Here is a 21,064-nt window from a genome sequence, read left to right on the forward strand (position 1 = left end):
GTCCCGGGCGGTTTTTTTACGGCCGTCACTTTGTGATTTTTATACCGGATTCCCTCAAAGTCTTTAAAATTGATGGTTTACAAGACCAATCAGGAGCACAGCATGGCAGCCAACTCGCCCGAAAAACTGATCATATTCGACACCACCTTGCGCGACGGCGAACAGTCGCCTGGCGCATCGATGACCAAGGATGAAAAAATCCGCATCGCCAAGCAGCTGGAGCGGATGAAAGTCGATGTGATCGAAGCCGGGTTTGCGGCTGCTTCGCCTGGCGATTTCGAGGCGATCAAGGCGATCGCCGGCATCATCAAGGACTCTACCGTCTGTTCCCTGTCGCGCGCCAACGACAAGGACATTGCACGCGCCGCCGAAGCGCTGCAGCCGGCCGAACGCAAGCGTATCCATACCTTCCTGGCGACCTCGCCGCTGCACATGGAAAAGAAGCTGCGCATGACGCCGGACCAGGTGTTCGAACAAGCCAAGCTGGCGGTGCGCTACGCCCGCAAATTCACCGACGATGTCGAGTTCAGTCCGGAAGACGGCAGCCGCTCCGACATGGATTTCCTGTGCCGGGTGCTGGAAGCGGTGATCGCCGAAGGCGCGACCACCATCAACTTCGCCGACACGGTCGGCTACGGCGTGCCGGAACTGTACGGCCACATGCTGAAGACCTTGCGCGAACGGATTCCGAATTCCGACAAGGCGATCTGGTCGGTGCACTGCCATAACGACCTCGGCATGGCGGTCGCCAATTCGCTGGCCGGCGTCATGATCGGCGGCGCGCGCCAGGTCGAGTGCACCATCAACGGCCTGGGCGAGCGGGCCGGCAACACGGCGCTGGAAGAGATCGTCATGGCGGTGCGGACCAGGCGCGATTACTTCAACCTGGATATCGGCATCGATACTACGCAAATCGTGCCGGCGTCCAAGCTGGTGTCGCAAATCACCGGATTTGCAGTGCAGCCGAACAAGTCGGTAGTGGGCGCGAATGCGTTTGCGCACGCCTCGGGGATCCACCAGGACGGCGTGCTGAAGGCGCGCGATACCTATGAAATCATGCGCGCCGAAGATGTCGGCTGGAGCGCCAACAAGATCGTGCTGGGCAAGCTGTCGGGACGCAATGCGTTCAAACAGCGGCTGGAAGAACTGGGCATCGCGCTCGAATCGGAAACGGAAGTGAACGCGGCTTTTGCGCGCTTCAAGGAGCTGGCGGACCGCAAGTCGGAGATTTTTGACGAAGACATCATTGCCCTGGTTTCGGATGAGCAGCAGTCGCACGACAAGGAGTTCTATCGTTTCGTGTCGTTGTCGCAGCATTCGGAAACTGGTGAAAAACCCAGCGCCAAGGTGGTGTTTTCGATCGATGACAAGGAATCCAGTTGCGAGGGCGAAGGTAACGGGCCGGTGGATGCTATCGTCAACGCCATCGAAACCAAGGTGGCCAGCGGCGCCGAGCTGCTGCTGTTCTCGGTCAACGCGATCACCACCGGCACCCAGTCGCAGGGCGAAGTTACCATGCGCCTGTCCAAGGCAGGCCGCATCGTCAACGGCGTAGGCGCCGACCTGGATATCGTGGTGGCCTCGGCCAAGGCTTACCTGTCAGCGCTCAACAAACTGCACTCCAAGTCTGAAAAACTGAACCCGCAACTGTAGCAGCAGTTAAATGGGGCCAGAGTTTTTTTTCGCGTCCTTTGCGAAAATTACTCTGGCCCCATTTAACGGACCACGGAGTACGTGCGGTGGCATTCGATAGTCTTCGTTGGCCGCTAATCAGATTCCAGCTGCGCCCACAGCCGCGCCAGATACGGGTCGCGGAATCCTTCTTTCAGCAGCCCTTCCAGGGTATGCCGCAAATAATCCCTCGCCGGCCCATAGAGTCCGCAAGCGTCGCGCAGGTGAGAAACCACTTTCAGGTCCGGCAGGCGGCCGGTGTAGCTTTCGTGCTGGCGGTTCATGACGAACGCCAGCGCCTTGACGCGCGGACCGTTCTTGCCCTTGAGCTGCATCGGCAGCCAGCGCGGCAGGTAAGCGCCGGTCATCATTTCGCGGCGCCACAGCATTTTCAGTTCGGTTTCGATGCTGATGGCGGGAATGCGGAAGGCGATGCCCTGGCAAGAGCCGCCGCGATCCAGTCCCAGCACCAGGCCGGGGTTGTCCCAGGTGCCGCGGTTGATGCGCGAATACAGGTAAAAGCCGCGGTGGTAGCCATACAGCATGGCCGGCACGCGCTCGCTGTATTCCACCATCGGGTTCCAGATCAGCGAACCGTAGCCGAACAGCCAGACATCGCCGTTGGGATCCGGCAGCGAAGCCAGCGCGGCGCGCCAGGAAGCCTCCAGCGCTGCTTCGGACAGCAGGGCAGAGGCAATCGGGGTGTTATCCAGGATAGTCCGCAGGCGGTCCTGTTCAAGATCTTCACGGGTGATGCTCATGGTTACAGAATAAGCCAGATCGTGGGACTGCAACAAGTGCTTTGCCGATCTTCCGTGGTTTAACGGCAATGCATGTATTGCATCATTCTTTGAGAGCAACCAGTAATACGCATTACTAGCTTGATCCCAGTATCTCTTCTACCTGCGCCGCGCGCGGAATCGGCGCCACGGCGCCGTAACCGGTGGTCGACAAGGCGGCGCAGACATTGGCGTAGCGGGCGGCGCGAAATGGGTCGTCGCCGGCGGTCAGGCGGGCAATGAAAGCGCCGCCAAAACAATCGCCGGCGCCGGTCGCATCGACGGCTTCCACGCCATAAGCCGGCACCAGCCGGCGTTCACCGGCGGTCGCGACATAACAGCCCTCGGCGCCAAGCTTGAAGGCGACCAGGCCGATGCCGTAAGACAGCAAGGTATCGACAATCGCGTCGCGGTCGTCAAGGCCGGTGAGGGCGCTGATATCGTCCCAGCTGGGCAGGCAGATGTCGCACAGCGCAAACGCTTCGCGCATTTTTTCTTGGGCCCGTTCCAGCGGCCACAGTTTCAGCCGCAGGTTGGTGTCGAGCGAGGTGCGTACGCCGTGCTTGCGCGCATGCGCCATCGCCGCCAGTCCGGCATCGCAGGCCGATGCGCTGATCGCCAGGCTGATGCCTGACAAGTGCAGCACCTTGGCCGCAGCGATCGCCGCCAGCGGCAGCTGCGCGCTGGCATAGCGGCTGGCGGCGGAGCCGGCGCGCAAGTAGTCGAAGTGATGGCCGTTCTGGTCGTGCGATACAAAATACACGCCGGTGGCGGCCTGCGCATCGCTGGCGACGTGGCTTGCGTCGACCTGTTCGGCCAGCCACAGCTCGCGCAGCTTCTGCCCGAAATGATCGTTGCCGAGCGCGCTGATGTAACCGCTGCGCGCGCCCTGGCGGGCGGCGGCGATGCAGAAATTCGACGTGTCGCCGCCGAAACCCTGCAGGTACATGCGGGCATCATGCTGCCGCTGGTTGAACTCCACCATAGCTTCGCCATAGGCCAGGATATCTGTAGTCATTGCTTGTGCCGGATCAGGTTAAAAGAAGGTCTGGATCACATCGACCACCTGGTGCCGGGGATCGAGCACCGCAATCTGGCGCCACTTGTCGAAGGTCAGGCAAGGATGGGAAATGTCGAAGCCGATCATGTCGCCGACCTTGATATTGTCGCCTTCGGTGATCTGAAGATACGCATGCTGGTCCATCATGCCGGTCAGCTGCCAGTGCGCCGGCGTGGCCGTGGGAGCCGGGCTGCCTGGGCGATAATGCGCTGCGGGCAAGGGCAGGCCGGCGTCGAACGCGGCGTCGCGCTTGCCGAGCGCGATGATGGCTTTGCCGGTTTCCGGAATCGACTGTACATAAGCCCATAACTGCAGGGCCGGCAGCAGCTCGGTGCGCATCTTGCGGGCGATCGGATTGCGGGTCTGGATCTGCGCCTGCGCGGCGCGATAAATGCCGACGTCATGGGTCAGGTAGCAGCCCGGACGCAGCACCACGTCCAGCGGCAGGCCGATGTCGGTCTTGGCGAATTCTTCGGCGACCACGTCATACCAGGCCGAACCGGCGCCGGTCAGTATCACCGGCTGTGCTGCGCTACCTGCTGTGCGCGCGGCAAAACGGCCATCCTTGGCCAGCTGTTTGGCGCAGGCGACTGCATGCTGCAGGAAACCGCGGATATCGGCTTCTTCCTTCAGCACGCCTTCGTACACTTCGACGCCGGCCAGCACCAGGCTTTCGGGCCAGCGCGCCAGCGCTGCCAGCACCGCCTCTTGCTGCTGCGGATTGCGGATGCCGGTGCGGCCGCCGTCAGGGCCCAGTTCCAGCAGCACATGGAGCTGTTGCTTGCGCGCCTGGAAGAATGCGCCCAGCTGGTCGACGCCGTCGGCCGAGTCGACCAGGCAGCAGAATGCAAAGGAGGGGTCAGCCAGCAGATCGGAAATGATCGCCATGTTCTGTTTGCCGACCAGCTGGTTGGCCATGATCACGCGCTGCACGCCGTGCTGGCGGGCGACCCGGGTCTGGTGGGCGGTAGCCAGGGTAATGCCCCATGCGCCGCCGGCCAGCTGGCGCGCAAACAGTTTCGGCGCCATCGTGGTTTTGCCGTGCGGGGCCAGCTTGACGCCGTATTCCGTGACGAACTGCTGCATCCACTGCAGGTTGTGCGTCATGCGCTCTTCGTACAGCACGGCGGTAGGCAAGCTCAGGTCTTCACGCAGCAGGTTCCAGTTGTGCGCCTTGACTTCGGCGGCTGGCAGCGCTTGCTGGAATGCACCCAAGCCCTTGTTCAAGGGATCGATCAGCGGGTTCTGGTAATCGCTGTGATAGTTAATAACATTTGTCATCGAATCTCCTCCATCAAAATTCATTTGACGTAATCATATCCTTGAATTTACTATATTAAAAGCATGTTACAAAGTAACATAGCGTTTTCTTCCTGCTGTGTCTGTTGCCACGCTTGTTGCCGGATACTGCGGCTTATTGTTGCACCCCGTTGCTGTTCCACCCGTATGCCCGACTGACAGCAGATGACACAATTATTCGATATTGTCTCGCGCATCGCCGAACGCAGCAGCCAGCTGCGCCTGGCTGAGCAAAAAGTGGCGCAGGCAATCCTGAGCGACCTGCCGTTTGCGGCCAGCGCCAGCATCCAGACCCTGGCCAGGCAGGCCGGCGTCAGCGAAGCCAGCGTTACGCGCTTTGCCAAAGCCATCGGCTGCCGCGACGTGCGCGAACTGAAGATGCGCCTGGCCCAGGCCGCGGCAATCGGTCAGCGGTTTTTGCGGACCGAGAATTCTGTTGCTGAAAATCAATTTCCACAAATCGTCGATATCGTCTATGCCGATATCCACAAGTCGCTGGAGGTCAACCGCAGCCTGCTGAGCCAGGATAACTTGCTGCAGGCGGCGCGGGCGCTGCTGCAGGCGCGCATGATTTATGCCTTTGGCATGGGCGGCGGCTCGACTATGCTGTCGGATGAGGCTCGTTACCGGCTGGTGCGCCTGGGGCGGCCGGTGGCCACTTACCACGACGCTATGTTGCAGAAAATGGTGGCGGCGACGCTCGACAAGGACGACGTGATCCTGGCTCTGTCGACCACCGGCAACGTGCCCGAACTCAACGCCAGCTGCGCCATCGCCAAGGAATACGGAGTGCGGCTGGTGGCGATCACCGCCCTCGGTTCGCCGCTGGCGGCGATGGCCGATGTGCTGCTGCCGCTGAAGTCGCTGGAAACCGATTTCATTTTCAAGCCCTCGTCGTCGCGCTACGCCATGATGATGGCGCTGGACGTGCTGATGACCGAGTTGGCATTGCTGCAAAAGGACCACAGCCAGGAGTTGCTGCGGCGCCTGAAATTCACACTGGATACACATCGCGGCGGCGGCAATCGCGAGCCGTTGGGAGACTGAAATGAGCACTGATTCAAATGCATTGCCGACGCCAGGCTGCACGCCAAGCTGCGATACCCTGATTCGCAACGTGTCGGTGATCGACGGCAGCGGCAGCGCGGCGTATGTCGCCGATGTGGCCCTGGCCGGCGGCCGCATCCTGCATATCGAACCGCACGGCAACGCCAGCGCCGGCGCGCTTTCCGGCTGGCAGGCGCAGCAGGTGGTCGACGGCAGCGGCAAGGTCTTGAGCCCCGGCTTCATCGACGTCCACACGCACGACGACACCAACGTGATCCGCACGCCGAACATGCTGCCGAAACTGTCGCAGGGCGTCACCACCGTGGTGGTCGGTAATTGCGGCATCAGCGCCGCGCCGGTCAGCCTCAAGGCGGAGCCGCCGGATCCGATGAACCTGCTGGGCGAAGCGAGCGCTTTCAGCTATCCGACTTTTGCTTCCTATGTCGACGCGGTGAACCAGGCCCAGCCGGCGATCAATGTCGCCGCCCTGATCGGCCATACCGCCTTGCGCAGCAACCAGATGGACCGGCTCGACCGCGCCGCCACCGCAACCGAAATCGCCGCCATGTGCGAGCAGTTGCGCGAAGCATTGGAGCATGGCGCGCTTGGGCTCAGCACCGGCCTGGCCTACGGCAATGCGATCAACGCGCCGACCGCCGAAGTGCTGGCGCTGGCGGAACCGCTGGCCGAGGCCGGCGCCATCTACGCCACCCATCTGCGCAGCGAATTCGCCGATATCCTGGAAGCCATGGATGAGGCGTTCCGGATCGGCAAGCATGCCCGGGTGCCGGTGGTGATTTCGCACCTGAAATGCGCCGGCGTCGAAAACTGGGGCCGCAGCGGCGAAGTGCTGGAGGCGCTGGAGCAGGCGCAGCGCTACCAGCCGGTCGGCTGCGACTGTTATCCCTACACCGCCAGTTCCTCCACCCTGGATTTGAAGCAGGTGACCGACACCATCGACATCATGGTGACCTGGTCGGAACCGGAACCGGCCATGGGCGGCAAGCTGCTGGCCGACATCGCCGCCGAATGGCAGGTCGACCTGATGGCGGCGGCGCGCCGCCTGCAGCCGGCCGGCGCGGTCTATCACTGCATGCAGGACGACGACGTCAACCGCATCCTGAGCCATCCGGCCAGCGTGGTCGGTTCCGACGGCCTGCCTAACGATCCCTTGCCGCATCCGCGCCTGTGGGGCGCCTTTCCGCGCGTGCTGGGTTATTACAGCCGCGAACAGAAACTGTTCCCGCTGGCTGTGGCGATCCGCAAGATGACCGGCTTGTCGGCGGAACGTTTCGGCCTGGCCGAACGCGGCCTGGTGCGCGAAGGGTATTGGGCCGACCTGGTGCTGTTCGATGCGGAGACCGTGCGCGACGCCGCCACCTTCTCCGATCCGATGCAGCCGGCCGAAGGCATCGATGCGGTGTGGGTGAATGGCGCTTTGTCTTACCTGGGCGGCGCGCAAAAAGCGCCGACCGAATTGCGGGCAGGGCGTTTCCTGGCGCGCCAGGCCGGCGTCAGCGGCGTACTGGCAAGTTGAATTTTGTTTTGAATTTTGTCTTTTATTGAGGAGTGGTCATGACAATCAAACGATATGGTGTTGAAGGTGGTTCGGGAACCGGCGGCCAGCATTTGCCGTTCGCGCGTGCGGTGGAAGCCGACGGCTGGCTGTATGTTTCCGGCCAGGTGGCGATGGTGGACGGCGAAGTGATCGACGGCGGCATCGTCGCTCAGTCGCACAAGACCATCCAGAACGTGCTGGCGATCCTGAAAGAAGCCGGCTACGGCCCGGAGCATGTGGTGCGTTGCGGCGTCTGGCTCGACGATACCCGCGATTTCCAATCGTTCAACCGGGTCTTCAAGGAGTATTTTGGCGCCAATCCGCCTGCCCGCGCTTGCGTGCAGTCGAGCATGGTGGTCGATTGCAAGGTGGAAGTGGATTGCATCGCTTATAAAAAATAAACCGGGTCCAGGCCGGCGAATAGACTGGCGACCGATAGTGAATAGTTGCAAAATGGCGCCGTTATGGATTTGTGCGCCAAGGCAGGCAGCAGGTATATGGCGGTGTTAAAAAATAAATCAGACTTTAGGAGGATTTGATGGAGATGGTTCAAGGAAACATGTTGCTGCTATATGCAGTGATTGCAGTGATCGCGCTGGTGGTGCTGATCGCCAAGTTCAAGATGAATCCGTTCATCGTGCTGATCGTGGTGTCGGTGATCCTGGGCCTGGTGGTCGGCATGCCGATGGCCAGCATCGTCAAATCCTACGAAACCGGGGTCGGCGGCGCACTAGGACATATTGCGCTGGTGGTCGGGCTGGGCACCATGTTCGGCAAGATGATGGCCGAATCGGGCGGCGCCGAGCGCGTGGCCAATACGCTGATTGGCGTGTTCGGCCCCAAGCGGGTGCACTGGGCCATGATGGTGGTGGCCCTGATCGTCGGCCTGCCGGTGTTCTTTGAAGTCGGTTTCGTGCTGCTGATCCCGATTGCATTCAACGTCGCCAAGCGCACCGGGACTTCGATGATCATGGTCGGGATTCCGATGGTTGCCGGCCTGTCTGTCGTACACGGCCTGATCCCGCCGCATCCGGCCGCGCTGTTCGCCGTGACCGCCTACAACGCAGACATCGGCCGCACCATCATGTACGCGCTGATCGTCGGCATTCCTACCGCGATCATTGCCGGCCCGCTATTTGCCAAGCTGATCAGCCGCTTCGTGGTGCCTAATCCAGACAATCCATTGATCGCGCAATTCGTGGAAGAGGGCAAGACCCGCGAATTGCCAGGTTTTGGCATCACCATTGCAACTATCCTGCTGCCGGTGGCGCTGATGCTGATCGGCAGCTGGGCCGATGTGTTTTTCACTCCCAAAACTTTCGCCAACGATTTCCTGCGCCTGATCGGCAACTCGGTGATTGCACTGCTGATTGCGACGCTGGTGAGTTTTTACACCTTCGGCAAGGCGCGTGGTTTCGATCGCGCGGCGATCCTGAAATTTACGACCGAGTGCCTGGCGCCTATCGCCGGGATCACCCTGATCGTCGGCGCCGGCGCCGGTTTTGGCCGGATCCTGATCGACGGCGGCGTATCCAAGGCGATTGTCGAACTCGCCAACAATGCGCATCTGTCGCCGTTGCTGCTGGGCTGGTTCGTGGCGGCGCTGATCCGCGTTGCCACCGGTTCCGCCACCGTGGCGATGACCACCGCCTGCGGCATCGTCGCCCCTATCGTCACTGCCGCCGGCGTTACCGTCAGGCCGGAACTGATGGTGCTGGCCACCGGCGCCGGTTCGCTGATCCTGTCGCACGTCAACGATGGCGGTTTCTGGCTGGTCAAGGAGTACTTCAACATGACCGTGACGGAAACCTTCAAGACCTGGACTGTGGCCGAGACCATCATTTCGGTGGTGGCGCTGTTGCTGACCTTGGGCCTGGCTACAGTGATCTGATCCATCCGAAGGTCAACTCGCCACGGGCGAGGCAAACAAACGCTGTCAAACGGCTTGCAGAACATCATTCTGCAAGCCGTTTTTTTACATCTCCTTATTTGAAGGTCTCCTTTTCAGGATAATTCCATAATGTTGTATTTTTGAAACATCATTTTGTTAATTCTAGGAATACTTTTTATTTAACAAAACAGAGCCGCACCCGATCTGGGTTGATCGGGAAATAAACGGGCTTGGCGACTTGTAAACCTCGTTATATATAGGCAGCTATTGCGTCATATCCATATCTGGCAATCTCAGGCCAGACCATCCTACCGGGCGCGGGGACGATATATTTCCATGTGGAATTGTAAAAAAATATTCGCAGAATGTTAATTTACAAAATGTAAACGTTAACTAATGTTAATTATTAAAATAAACATTACTCCCATATTCAATATCTTTGAAATACGTCTAAAATGACAATTAATTTCCATGCCGCATTGTTTTCATATGGAAAGCACGAGCAGGGTATTCAGCGTCATTCCGGGCCTGCAGCATCGCGCAGAATCATTCTGTGCCTGCAACGATGCGGCAAGCATGTCAGTTTCTTACATCTCATTTTCCTGATGTAGCCGCCGCCGCGGAAATTGAGCCAGAGGTTGTTGGACCAGCAATTGGAGTCAGCCATGGCAATACGGATTTATCCCCCAACAGAAAGTATTTGCTCCGCCCACACGTACTTCGCCATCCAGGCGAGGTGCACTCTTATCGAAAGTTTTGTTGCCGCCGCAATGCGTTGGGGATAAGCCGCCTCAAAAGCATCGCCGGCAGTGTTTAGCCAAACAGGCAATTCTGCATTAGGCATGCTTGGTCTCAATTCAGACTGAGACAAAATCCCTGTTTTTTTACCCTCAATTTTCTTCGCTACGGACTCGTCCCGGCGTTGAGGGCGTCTTTTTGCCTATTTTTTTGTATTTTTCCGGAGAACGTCATGAGCAAGACTTATCGTTTGGTATGGAGCAAGACACAAGGTGCGCTGGTAGTCACATCGGAACTGGCCAAGACCAATGGCAAGGGAGCCTCGAACCTGCTGTTGTCGACGGCCTCGATCGGCGCAGCCGGCGGCCTGTCCGGCCAGGGCGAAACCACGCCGCAGCTGCGGCGCCTGCCGGCATTGCTCGCACTGGCGACAACCGGCTTTTTTGCCCTGAACGGTTCGACAGCCTGGGCCAATTGCACGCCGGCCAATCCGGCTGACGGCGCGACAGTCACCTGCGCCGGCGCTGCTCCGCTACTGGCGCCTTCATTCAGCAGCGCCGCCAATAACCTGACGGTGAACGTGAACACCGGCGCCAGCGCCGGCGTGCTGCTGGGCCTGCTCGGGACGGCAATGAATTTGACCGGCAACAATGTCACGCTCAATAACGGCGGCACCATAGATCCGTCGCTGCTGGGGGCGGCCAGCCTGCTATCGACCGGCACCGTGATCGGCAATGCCGCGGCCAGCACCGTTACCGTCAACAACAGCGGCACCATGAAGGGCACCAGCGGCTTGCTAGGGGTGAGCCTGACCAACCTGAACGGTGTCGCGCTGGCGGTGCAGAACGGCACCGGCGGCGTCAGCAATCTGTCCAATACCGGCACCATCGGCAGTTCGCCTTTGCTGGGCGTCTCGCTGTTCGCATCCGATGCGCCGGTGGTTGCAGCCTACGGCGGCGGCCAGGTCAACTTTGTCAATTCCGGCACCATCAACGGCCGGGTTGCGTTCGAGGCTTCGGGTACGCCCGGCACCGGCAACACCTTCGTCAATTCCGGGACCATCACCGGCAGCGTATCGATGGGCGTCAACAGCAGCAACACCTTTACCGCGGTGACCGGCTCTACTGTGAATTCAGGCGGCAGCCTTGGCCTCAACCTGTTGAACGTAGTCGGCCTCAACCTCGGGTTTGCCGCAACCGGGACGGTCGACGGCGGCGCCGGCGGCAACAATACCTTGCTCCTGCAAAACACGGCAACCGGCACCGGCAGCGGCAGCACCGGTTCCGGCACCATTACCAGCGGCACCTACATCAACTTCCAGCACCTGGGACTCAACAGCGGCAGCTGGACCTTGAGCGGAGCGCAGACATTCCAGGATGCGACGCTGAACGGCGGCCTGGCATTGTTCGACAATTCCGCCTCTTTCGGCACCGGTGCAATTACGGCCAACGGCGGCGCGATCCAGGCCACTGCCGGCGGCCTCAATCTTGGCAACAGCTTCAACCTGCTAGGCGGCGGGCTGACGGTCCAGGGCGCGAGCGCACTGACCATATCGGGCATCATCTCGGGCGTCGGCGGATTGACCAAGAACGACAGCGGCACGCTGTCCTTGAACGGCGCCAATAGCTATAGCGGCAATACCAATCTCAACGCTGGCGGACTCATCCTGGGGAACGCGACTGCTATCGGCAGCGGTACCCTGGCAGTGGGGGGCAACGCAACACTGGATACCAGCACAGCACTGACGCTGGGCAACAACATCAATCTCGCCGGCGGAGCGGACCTGACCCTCACCGGCAGCAATAACCTCGGCCTGAGCGGCATCATTTCCGGCGCCGGCGGCCTCGTGAAAAACGGCAGCACCACTACCACGCTGACCGGCGCCAACACCTTCACCGGCGGCGCGACGATCAACGCCGGGACGCTGGCCATCGGCGCAGGCGGCAGCCTGGCGCCGACCGTGGCGGTCAACGTGGCCGGCCTCGGCGCCGGTTTCGACATTTCTGCGGGTGGCAACCAGACCATCGGTTCGCTGGCTGGCGTGGCAGGCAGCACGGTAGCCCTGGGCGCCAATACCTTGACTTTCGGCGACGCCACCAACCAGACCTATGGCGGTGTCATCGGCGGCAGCGGCGGCCTGGTCAAACAAGGCAGCGGCACCGAAACCCTGACTGGCGCCAATACCTTCACTGGCGGCGCGACGATCAACGCCGGTACGTTGGCCATTGGCGCAGGCGGCAGCCTGGCGCCGACCGTGGCAGTCAACGTTGCGGGCGCTGGCGCCGGCCTGGACATTTCTGCAGGCGGCAACCAGACCATTGGTTCGCTGGCCGGCGTGGCAGGCAGCACAGTCGCACTGGGTGCAAATACCTTGACCTTTGGCGACGCCACCAACCAGTCCTTCGGCGGCGTCATCGGCGGCACTGGCGGCCTGGTCAAACAAGGCAGCGGCACCGAAACCCTGACCGGCGCCAATACCTTCACTGGCGGTGCGACAATCAATGCCGGTACGCTGGCTATTGGTGCAGGCGGCAGCCTGGCGCCAACCGTGGCGGTCAACGTCGCCGCGGCTGGCGCCGGTTTCGACATTTCTGCAGGCGGCAACCAGACCATCGGCTCATTGGCTGGCGTAGCGGGCAGCACAGTAGGTTTGGGCGCCAATACCCTGACCTTTGGCGACGCCACCAACCAGACCTTCGGCGGCGTCATCGGCGGCACCGGTGGTTTGATCAAACAAGGCGCGGGTACGGAAACCCTGACAGGCGCCAATACATTTAGCGGCGGCGCAACCATCAATGCCGGCAAGCTGGCCATCGGCGCAGGCGGCAGCCTGGCGCCAACCGTGGCAGTCAACATTGCCGGCGTAGGCGCCGGCCTGGATATTTCTGCGGGCGGCAATCAGACCATCGGTTCGCTGGCCGGCGTGGCAGGCAGCACAGTAGCCTTGGGAGCGAATACCTTAACCTTTGGCGACGCCACTAACCAAACCTTCGGCGGCGTCATCGGCGGCACCGGTGGTTTGATCAAACAAGGCGCGGGCACCGAAACCCTGACAGGCGCCAACACCTTCACCGGCGGCGCAACGATCAATGCCGGCACGCTGGCCCTCGGTGCAGGCGGCAGCTTGCTGCCGACCGTGGCGGTCAACGTCGCTGGCGCCGGCGCCGGTTTTGATATTTCTGCCGGCGGCAACCAGACCATCGGCTCATTGGCTGGCGTAGCGGGCAGCACAGTAGGTTTGGGCGCCAATACCCTGACCTTCGGCGACGCCACCAACCAAACCTTCGGCGGCGTCATCGGCGGTACTGGTGGTTTGATCAAACAAGGCGCGGGCACCGAAACCCTGACGGGCGCCAACACCTTTACTGGCGGCGCAACCATCAATGCAGGGACGTTGGCACTGGGCGCAGGCGGCAGCCTGGGGCCGACCGTGGCAGTCAACGTCGCCGCAGCTGGCGCTGGCCTGGATATTTCCGCGGGCGGCAACCAGACCATCGGTTCGCTAGCCGGTGTGACAGGCAGCACGGTAGCTTTAGGCGGCAACACCTTGACCTTCGGCGATGCCACCAGCCAGACTTTTGGCGGAGTCATCGGCGGCACCGGTGGCCTGGTCAAGCAGGGCACAGGCACTGAAACCCTGACCGCTGCCAATACCTTCACTGGCGGCGCGACGATCAACGCCGGCACGCTGGCGCTTGGCGCAGGCGGCAGCCTGGCGCCGACCGTGGCAGTCAACGTTGCGGGCGCCGGCGCCGGCCTGGATATTTCCGCCGGCGGCAACCAGACCATCGGTTCGCTGGCCGGTGTGACAGGCAGCACGGTAGCTTTGGGCGGCAACACCTTGACCTTCGGCGATGCCACCAACCAGACCTTTGGCGGGGTCATCGGCGGCACAGGCGGTTTGGTTAAGCAGGGTACCGGCACTGAAACCCTGACCGCTGCCAATACCTTCACTGGCGGCGCCACGATCAATGCCGGCACGCTGGCGCTTGGCGCAGGCGGCAGCCTGGCGCCGAGCGTGGCAGTCAACGTTGCGGGCGCTGGCGCCGGCCTGGATATTTCCGCCGGCGGCAACCAGACCATCGGTTCGCTGGCTGGCGTGACAGGCAGCACAGTCGCACTGGGCGCAAATATCTTAACCTTTGGCGACGCCACCAACCAGACCTTCGGCGGCGTCATCGGCGGCACCGGCGGCTTGGTCAAGCAAGGCACCGGCACCGAAACCCTGACCGGCGCCAATACCTTCACTGGCGGCGCCACGATCAACGCCGGTACGCTGGCTATCGGCGCAGGCGGCAGCCTGGCGCCGACCGTGGCGGTCAACGTTGCCGGCGCCGGCGCCGGCCTGGACATTTCCGCCGGCGGCAACCAGACCATCGGTTCGCTGGCCGGCGTAGCAGGCAGCACAGTCGCACTGGGCGCCAATACCTTGACCTTCGGCGACGCCACCAACCAGACCTTCGGCGGCGTCATCGGCGGCACCGGCGGCCTGGTCAAGCAGGGCACGGGCGCCGAGACACTGACCGGCGCCAATACCTACACCGGAGGCACGACCATCAACGCCGGTTCGCTGATACTTGGCAACAGCTCAGCGATCGGCACCGGCGCACTGACTGTCGGCGGCGCCGCAACCATCGACAACACCATTCCGCTGACGTTGAATAATGCGGTAGTCCTGAATGCCGGCCTGACCGTGGCGGGCAGCAACGACCTGACATTGAGCAACGTGGTGTCCGGAACCGGCAGCCTGACCAAGGATGGCGCTGCCAACCTGACCCTGGCCGGCGCCAATACCTATAGCGGCGGCACGGTCCTGAACAACGGCACGATCACCGTCGGCAATAATTCTGCGCTTGGCACCGGCAGCCTGGCTCTGAATGCCGGCCAGCTCGATGTGAACGGCTTCCAGATAACGGTGGCCGGCTTGAGCGGCAACGGTAATGTGACCCTAGGCGGCAACAGCGGTAGCGTGACGGTGAACGGCGGCGGCACGTACGGTGGCGTTATTTCGGGCGCCGGGACGGTGGCCAAGGGCGGCAGCGATACCTTGACGCTGACCGGCGCCAATACCTACACCGGCGGCACTACCATCAATGCCGGTACATTGCAGATCGGGAATGGCGGCACCACAGGAAGCATTGTAGGCAACGTGGTCGATAACGGCACACTGGCTTTCAATCGCTCCGACGATATCACTTATGGTGGCGTGATCAGCGGCACCGGCAGCGTGGTCAAGCTGGGCGCCGGGGTGTTGGATTTGAGCGGCGTCAGTACTTACAGCGGACCGACCGCGGTAAATGCAGGTACCCTGGCGGTAAGCGGTTCGATCGCCAATTCGACTGTCACCGTCAACAACGGCGGCACCATCCAGGGCCCCGGGACTATCGGCGGATTGCTGGTCAACAGCGGCGGGACGGCAGCGATTGCCGCCGCCGGCAAGCCTATCGGCAGCCTGACGGTGGCCGGCAACGCCGCCTTTACGCCTGGATCGTTTTATCAGGTGAAGGCGACGCCGCAGCAAAGCGACTTGATCAAGGTCGGCGGCAGCACCAGCTTGACTGGCGGAACGGTGCAAGTGATGGCGGCGATCGGCGACTACAAGCCGACCAACAACTATACGATCCTTACTGCTGCCGGCGGCGTCAACGGTACATTTTCAGGGGTGACGTCGAACCTGGTATTCCTGACGCCTAGCCTGAGCTACGACGCCAAGAACGTATTCCTGCAACTAGTGCGTAACAGTGTGTCGTTCCAGCAGGCGGCCACTACGCCGAACCAGCAAAGCGTGGCTAACGCTGTCACCATCCTCGGCGGCGGCAACACGATTTACGACACCATCACCTCGCTCGACCTGGCCTCGGCGCAAGCGGCGTTTGACAGTCTGTCCGGCGAGATTCAGGCCAGCGCGCGCAGCGTCATGCTGGAAGACAGCCGTTACATCAGGGATGCCGTCACGGCGCGCGCGCGCCAGGGGTCGGCCGCGCGTTCCGGGGTCTTGTCGGCGCTCTCGAGCGGCGGTGCAGCCAGCTGTACAGCGGATAGCGCAACCCAGCAGAACGATCCGTTGCGTGCCGATAACGCCTGCGCCGACGACCGCCGCAATGCGCGGGTGGTCTGGGGCCAGGTATATGGCGCCAAGAGCAACCTGGATGGCGAGAACGGCGTGGCCAACGTGAACCGCAGCACCGGCGGCTTCATTGTCGGGGTCGACACGCCGCTGAACGATACCTGGCGTGCAGGTGTCGCCGGCGGCATCGGCCACACATCGTTCGACACCAGCCGCTCCAACGGCTCCGGTTCCATCGACAGCTATCACCTGGCGCTATACGGCGACGCGCAGTTCGGCGCGCTTGGCGTGCGCCTGGGGACCGCATATACCTGGAACAAGCTGGACACCGACCGCAGCATCGTGTTCCCGGGTTTCTCCGACAGCACCAAGTCCAGCTACGATGCCCACACCACCCAGGTTTTCGGTGAGCTTGGCTACGCCATCGCGGCGGGCCGGGTAGCGCTGGAACCGTTCGCCGGCCTGGCGTATGTCAACCTGCATACCGACGGCTTCAGCGAAAACGGCGGCGCCGCTGCCCTGAGCGGCAAGAGCGACAGCCAGAACGTCACCTTCTCGACATTGGGCGTAAGGGCAGCAACCCTCCTGGGTGCTCCTGGCTCAGGCGTGACGGCCCGCGGCACGGTCGGCTGGCGCCACGCATTCGGTAGTGTGACGCCGACTGCGGACCTGGCGTTCAAGAGCAACGCCGCTGCCTCATTCGCGGTGACCGGCGTGCCGGTAGCGCGCGACGCCATGCTGGTGGAAGCCGGGATTGACGTCGGCATCGGCAAGAGCGCAACGCTGGGCCTGGGATATTCAGGACAGTTCGGCGACAAGGTAAGGGACAACGCCATCAAGGCAAACATCGCCTGGAAATTCTGATGGCGTGATTTTGATGTAGCTGAAAACAGCCCCTGCATTTGCGGCGTTATCTCGGGAAAAACCGCGATAGCCGCGTCTGCAGGGCGATCGTCTGCCGATTCCAAGGCCTGTCCGCCAGGCCTTCTCCTTGTCATTCCCGCGTCACATTCCCTCCTTACAATCAGCTTGCCATATTGGTAATTGCTGAAAAATCCGCCTTTGTATTCCATATCCCCGACCATTTTCTGACCAGACCATGACTTTCCCATTGCTCAATCGCGAACTCGGTGTGCTTGCCTTTAACGAGCGGGTCCTGGCGCAAGCCGAAGACCCCGCGGTCCCCTTGCTGGAACGGCTGCGCTTTGTCTGCATCACCAGCAGCAACCTGGATGAGTTTTCCGAGATCCGCATGTCTGGCTTGCAGGAGCAGATCAGGGTAGCGGTGGACGGCGTAACGCCGGACGGCATGTCGCTGCAGCACGCCTACAGCACCATCAGCGAGCGCGCCCAGAAACTGGTGGCGCGGCAGTATGCCTTGTTCAACGATGTATTGCTGCCGGCGCTGAATGCCGAGGGCATCGCTTTTTACCAGGAGTCGGAATGGAACGAGGAGCAGACTGCCTGGGCCCATGAATTTTTCAAGAGTGAGCTGTTGCCGGTGCTGACGCCGATCGGCCTGGATCCGGCCCATCCTTTTCCGCGGGTGCTCAACAAGAGCCTGAATTTCGCGGTCAAGCTGAGCGGCAAGGATGCCTTCGGCCGCGAAACCGAACTGGCTATCGTGCAGGCGCCGCGGGTGTTGCCGCGCCTGGTCCGGATGCCGGAGCATCTGTCGGCGCATGCATACGGCTTTGTGCTGCTGAGCAGTTTCATGCAGCGTTTTGTCGGCGAGCTGTTTCCAGGCTTGTCTATCGGCGGCTGTTATCAGTTCCGCGTGACGCGCAACAGCGACTTGTTTGTCGACGAGGATGAAGTCACCGACCTGCGGCTGGCGCTGCAAGGAGAGCTGCCGACGCGCCAGCTGGGCAATGCGGTGCGGCTGGAAGTGGCGGACGGCACGCCGGCTTCGCTGGTGCAGCGGCTGCTGAACCAGAACGGCCTGGCGCCCGGCGACTGCTACCGGGTCAACGGCGCGGTCAACCTGGTGCGCCTGATGCCTTTGCCGGACCTGGTCGACCGGCCTGACCTGAAATTCACGCCGCATAGCCCGGTGCTGCCGAAAGCCTTCGTCACCGGCGCTTCGGTGTTCGATATCATCGACCAGCAAGACGTGCTGCTGCACCACCCCTACGAAAGTTTCCAGCCGGTGCTGGAGCTGTTGCAGCAGGCGGCGATCGACCCCGATGTGCTGGCCATCAAGCAAACCATTTACCGCACCGGCAACGATTCGCCGCTGATGAGCGCGCTGATGCAGGCGGCCAAGAACGGCAAGGAAGTCACGGTGGTGCTGGAGCTGATGGCGCGCTTCGACGAAGAAACCAATATCGGCTGGGCAGCCAAGCTGGAAGCGGTCGGCGCCCATGTGGTGTACGGCGTGTTCGGCTACAAGACGCATGCCAAGATGCTGCTGATCGTGCGCCGCAAGCGCCACGCCAAACATACCAAGCTGAAGCGTTATGTGCATCTCGGCACCGGCAACTATCATCCGAAAACCGCGCGCCTGTACACCGACTTCGGCCTGATGACCAACGACGACAAGATTTGCGAAGACGTGCACCACGTGTTCCAGCAGCTGACCGGTTTCGGCAAGCAGGTGGCGCTCAAGCGCTTGTGGCAATCACCGTTCACCTTGCATGCGAATGTCTTGCTTGCGATCCAGAAAGAAGTCGACGCCGCCAAGGCTGGCAAGCAGGGCTACATCATCGCCAAGATGAATGCATTACTGGAGCCGACGGTGATTGAAGCCTTGTACCTGGCGTCCCAGGCCGGGGTCAAGATCCAGCTGCTGATCCGCGGCGTGTGCGCCTTGCAGCCCGGCGTGCCGGGTTTGTCGGAAAACATCAAGGTGCGGTCCGTGATCGGGCGCTTCCTTGAGCATCACCGGGTATTTTATTTTTACGCCGACGGCGAGGAACATGTGATGCTGTCGAGCGCCGACTGGATGGACCGCAATCTGTTCCGCCGTATCGAAACGGCGTTTCCGATCCTGGACGGCAAGCTCAAGCGGCGCGTGATCGAAGAGAGCTTGCTGGTGCATCTGCAGGACAATGCATCGGCCTGGGACATGGACAGCGACGGCAGCTACCACAGGGCCGATCCTGGCGAGGTCACGCCGCTGGTCAGCCAGATCGACCTGCTGTCGCGTTTTTAATTCGCGTTTTTAATGCGATTTGTGGGCCTGTCCCAGCTTGTCTTCCAGGCGGCTTTGCAAACGCTCGAAGCACAGGCTCAGGCACCAGTAGATCGCCGCGGCCGCCAGGTACAGGGGCAGCGGACGGAAGGTCACCGCGATGATTTCCTTGGTGGCCAGCATCAGTTCCGTGACCGTGATGACCGACACCAGCGAGGTATCCTTGATCAGGCTGATCAGGGTATTGCTCATCGACGGCACGGCGATCCGGATCGCCTGCGGAATCACGATGTGGCGCAGCGTTTGCCAGTAGTTCAGGCCGATGCTGTAGCTGGCGGCCCATTGTCCCGTATGCACGCCGAGAATGGCGCCGCGCAGGCTTTCCGACAGATAGGCGCCGGCATTCAGGCTGAGCGCCAGGATGCCCGCGGTGAGCGGTGAAAAACTGATGCCTATGCTGGGCAGGCCGTAATAAATCACGAAGATCTGCACCAGCAGCGGCGTGCCGCGCATCAGGCTGACATACACGCTGGCCGGCCAGCGCGCCAGGCGCGAAGGCAGGATGCGCGCAATCGCCAAGGGAAAACCGAGCAGCAGTCCGCCCAGCATCGACGCCACCGCAAACACCAGGGTGTAGCCTACGCCGCGCAGCAAAGTCGGCGCCGCCTGCTGCAGCAAATCCAGTAATTCCATAAGGTCTCTGTTAAATCCGGACTTCCCAGGTTAAAAAAACATCCCCGCGGCGGGCGGGGATGGTGGGTGAGTCAGAAGTGTAGCGCAGAAATTACCAATGCGTTATCAATGCGCTCTCATTGCGCCGATGGCGCTTTGCTAACATCGAAACCGAACCACTTGAAGGACACTTGCTTGAAACTGCCGTCTTTCAGGATTTCGTCGAGCGCTTTGTTCAGCGCTGCCTCGAATTTCGGATTGCCTTTCTGGAAAGGGATGCCGATCTTGTCGATGTCGCCAAAGGTGGCGCCGGCTTTCAGCGGCAGGTTGGAGCTCTTCAGCAGATAGCCGACCAGCAGGCGGTCGTTCAAGGCTGCATCGATGCGGCCGCTGGCGAGGTCGGCCAGGTATTCAGGCGAACCGGGATAGGTTTTGACATCGATGCCCGCAACCGCCTTGGCTTTTTGCTCAAAGTTGGTGCCCTGGCCCAGGCCGAGCTTGTAGCCCTTCAGCGATTCCAGAGTAGGGAAGCTGCGCTTCTCGTCTTTGCGGACAATCAGCTGCGCGGTCGACAAGGTGTATGGCTGCGAAAAATCGAAGGCTTTCTGGCGCGCTTCGGTAATCCCGACCTGGTTCAGGATGACGTCGTATTTGCCGGCGCCGAGGCCCGCCAGGATGCCGCTCCACTCGGTGGTGGTGAATTCCGGCTTGACCCCAAGCTTGGCCGCCAGCAGTTTGGCGACGTCGACTTCAAAGCCGGTCAGCTCGCCGCTTTTCGGGTCCTTGAAATTGAACGGGGGATAGTTGCCTTCCATCGCTACTTTCAGGGTGCCGCGGGTTTTGACGGTATCCAGCAGGTCTGCTGCGAACGCATTGAGCGTGACTCCGGCGATCAGTACCGCTGCTGCAATCTTGCTCAGTTTGGACAGTGTGGTGGCCATTTTTTTCCTTTTTGGTTGGTGGGCATCGGCTGACGGTTATGTTAAGCGTTTTCCCCTGCAAATGTGAAATGACCGTTTCGCCACTCCATATGCACTTATTGTCTTTGCATTTAAGGAAAATATCAGCTATCGCCGATTTAGTGTAGTGCTTCGCAAATAATGAAACTTCATAAACGGCGTCTTTTCGCGCCATGCGTCGTTGCAAATC

General features: G+C 61.2%; 13 protein-coding genes. 7 read left to right on the top strand and 6 right to left on the bottom strand.

The window, feature by feature from the left end:
* Nucleotides 1-102 precede the first annotated feature (102 nt).
* A complete protein-coding gene (locus CFU_RS06555; RefSeq protein WP_041743073.1) occupies nt 103-1,653 on the top strand; it encodes a 2-isopropylmalate synthase in 1,551 nt (516 codons plus the stop codon).
* 113 nt (nt 1,654-1,766) lie between these two features.
* Here the strand turns inward: CFU_RS06555 and CFU_RS06560 are convergent, their stop codons facing one another.
* From CFU_RS06560 to CFU_RS06570, 3 genes are all read right to left on the bottom strand, one after another.
* Nucleotides 1,767-2,432 carry a gamma-glutamylcyclotransferase gene (locus CFU_RS06560; protein ID WP_081466423.1) on the bottom strand — a complete coding sequence of 222 codons (666 nt, stop codon included), beginning with the start codon at nt 2,430-2,432 and terminating at the stop codon, nt 1,767-1,769.
* 115 nt (nt 2,433-2,547) lie between these two features.
* Nucleotides 2,548-3,468 (bottom strand): sugar kinase, encoded by a 921-nt coding sequence (locus CFU_RS06565; protein WP_014005258.1) that lies wholly within the window; start codon nt 3,466-3,468, stop codon nt 2,548-2,550.
* A gap of 18 nt (nt 3,469-3,486) precedes the next feature.
* Nucleotides 3,487-4,791 carry an amino acid deaminase gene (locus CFU_RS06570; RefSeq protein WP_041741410.1) on the bottom strand — a complete coding sequence of 435 codons (1,305 nt, stop codon included), beginning with the start codon at nt 4,789-4,791 and terminating at the stop codon, nt 3,487-3,489.
* A 183-nt stretch (nt 4,792-4,974) separates the two neighbouring features.
* Here CFU_RS06570 and CFU_RS06575 point away from each other — a divergent pair, with 183 nt between their 5' ends.
* The 4 genes from CFU_RS06575 to CFU_RS06590 all read left to right on the top strand — a co-directional run bounded on the left by CFU_RS06575 (nt 4,975) and on the right by CFU_RS06590 (nt 9,305).
* Entirely contained in the window at nt 4,975-5,856 is an 882-nt protein-coding gene (locus CFU_RS06575) for a MurR/RpiR family transcriptional regulator (RefSeq protein WP_014005260.1), read from the top strand.
* A gap of 1 nt (nt 5,857) precedes the next feature.
* Nucleotides 5,858-7,393 (top strand): N-acyl-D-amino-acid deacylase family protein, encoded by a 1,536-nt coding sequence (locus CFU_RS06580; RefSeq protein ID WP_014005261.1) that lies wholly within the window; start codon nt 5,858-5,860, stop codon nt 7,391-7,393.
* 38 nt (nt 7,394-7,431) lie between these two features.
* The gene (locus tag CFU_RS06585) at nt 7,432-7,815 is read left to right on the top strand and encodes a RidA family protein (protein ID WP_014005262.1); all 384 of its coding nucleotides are present in this window, start codon (nt 7,432-7,434) and stop codon (nt 7,813-7,815) included.
* Between the two features lie 137 nt (nt 7,816-7,952).
* Entirely contained in the window at nt 7,953-9,305 is a 1,353-nt protein-coding gene (locus CFU_RS06590; RefSeq protein WP_041741411.1) for a GntP family permease, read from the top strand.
* Between the two features lie 679 nt (nt 9,306-9,984).
* Here the strand turns inward: CFU_RS06590 and CFU_RS24810 are convergent.
* Nucleotides 9,985-10,149, bottom strand: a complete 165-nt coding sequence (locus CFU_RS24810) for a hypothetical protein (RefSeq protein ID WP_190275228.1) — start codon at nt 10,147-10,149, stop codon at nt 9,985-9,987.
* Between the two features lie 126 nt (nt 10,150-10,275).
* Here CFU_RS24810 and CFU_RS06595 point away from each other — a divergent pair, with 126 nt between their 5' ends.
* Nucleotides 10,276-16,974: an autotransporter-associated beta strand repeat-containing protein gene (locus CFU_RS06595; protein WP_081466558.1), complete on the top strand. Its 6,699-nt coding sequence runs from the start codon at nt 10,276-10,278 to the stop codon at nt 16,972-16,974.
* Between the two features lie 235 nt (nt 16,975-17,209).
* On the top strand, nt 17,210-19,264 hold the full coding sequence (gene ppk1 / locus CFU_RS06600) for a polyphosphate kinase 1 (RefSeq protein WP_014005265.1): 2,055 nt from the start codon (nt 17,210-17,212) through the stop codon (nt 19,262-19,264).
* Between the two features lie 9 nt (nt 19,265-19,273).
* Here the strand turns inward: ppk1 and CFU_RS06605 are convergent, their stop codons facing one another.
* A complete protein-coding gene (locus CFU_RS06605) occupies nt 19,274-19,936 on the bottom strand; it encodes an amino acid ABC transporter permease (protein ID WP_014005266.1) in 663 nt (220 codons plus the stop codon).
* 116 nt (nt 19,937-20,052) lie between these two features.
* Nucleotides 20,053-20,856 carry a transporter substrate-binding domain-containing protein gene (locus CFU_RS06610; RefSeq protein WP_014005267.1) on the bottom strand — a complete coding sequence of 268 codons (804 nt, stop codon included), beginning with the start codon at nt 20,854-20,856 and terminating at the stop codon, nt 20,053-20,055.
* Between the last annotated feature and the right edge of the window lie 208 nt (nt 20,857-21,064).

Source organism: Collimonas fungivorans Ter331, from assembly GCF_000221045.1.
GTDB lineage: Bacteria > Pseudomonadota > Gammaproteobacteria > Burkholderiales > Burkholderiaceae_D > Collimonas > Collimonas fungivorans_A.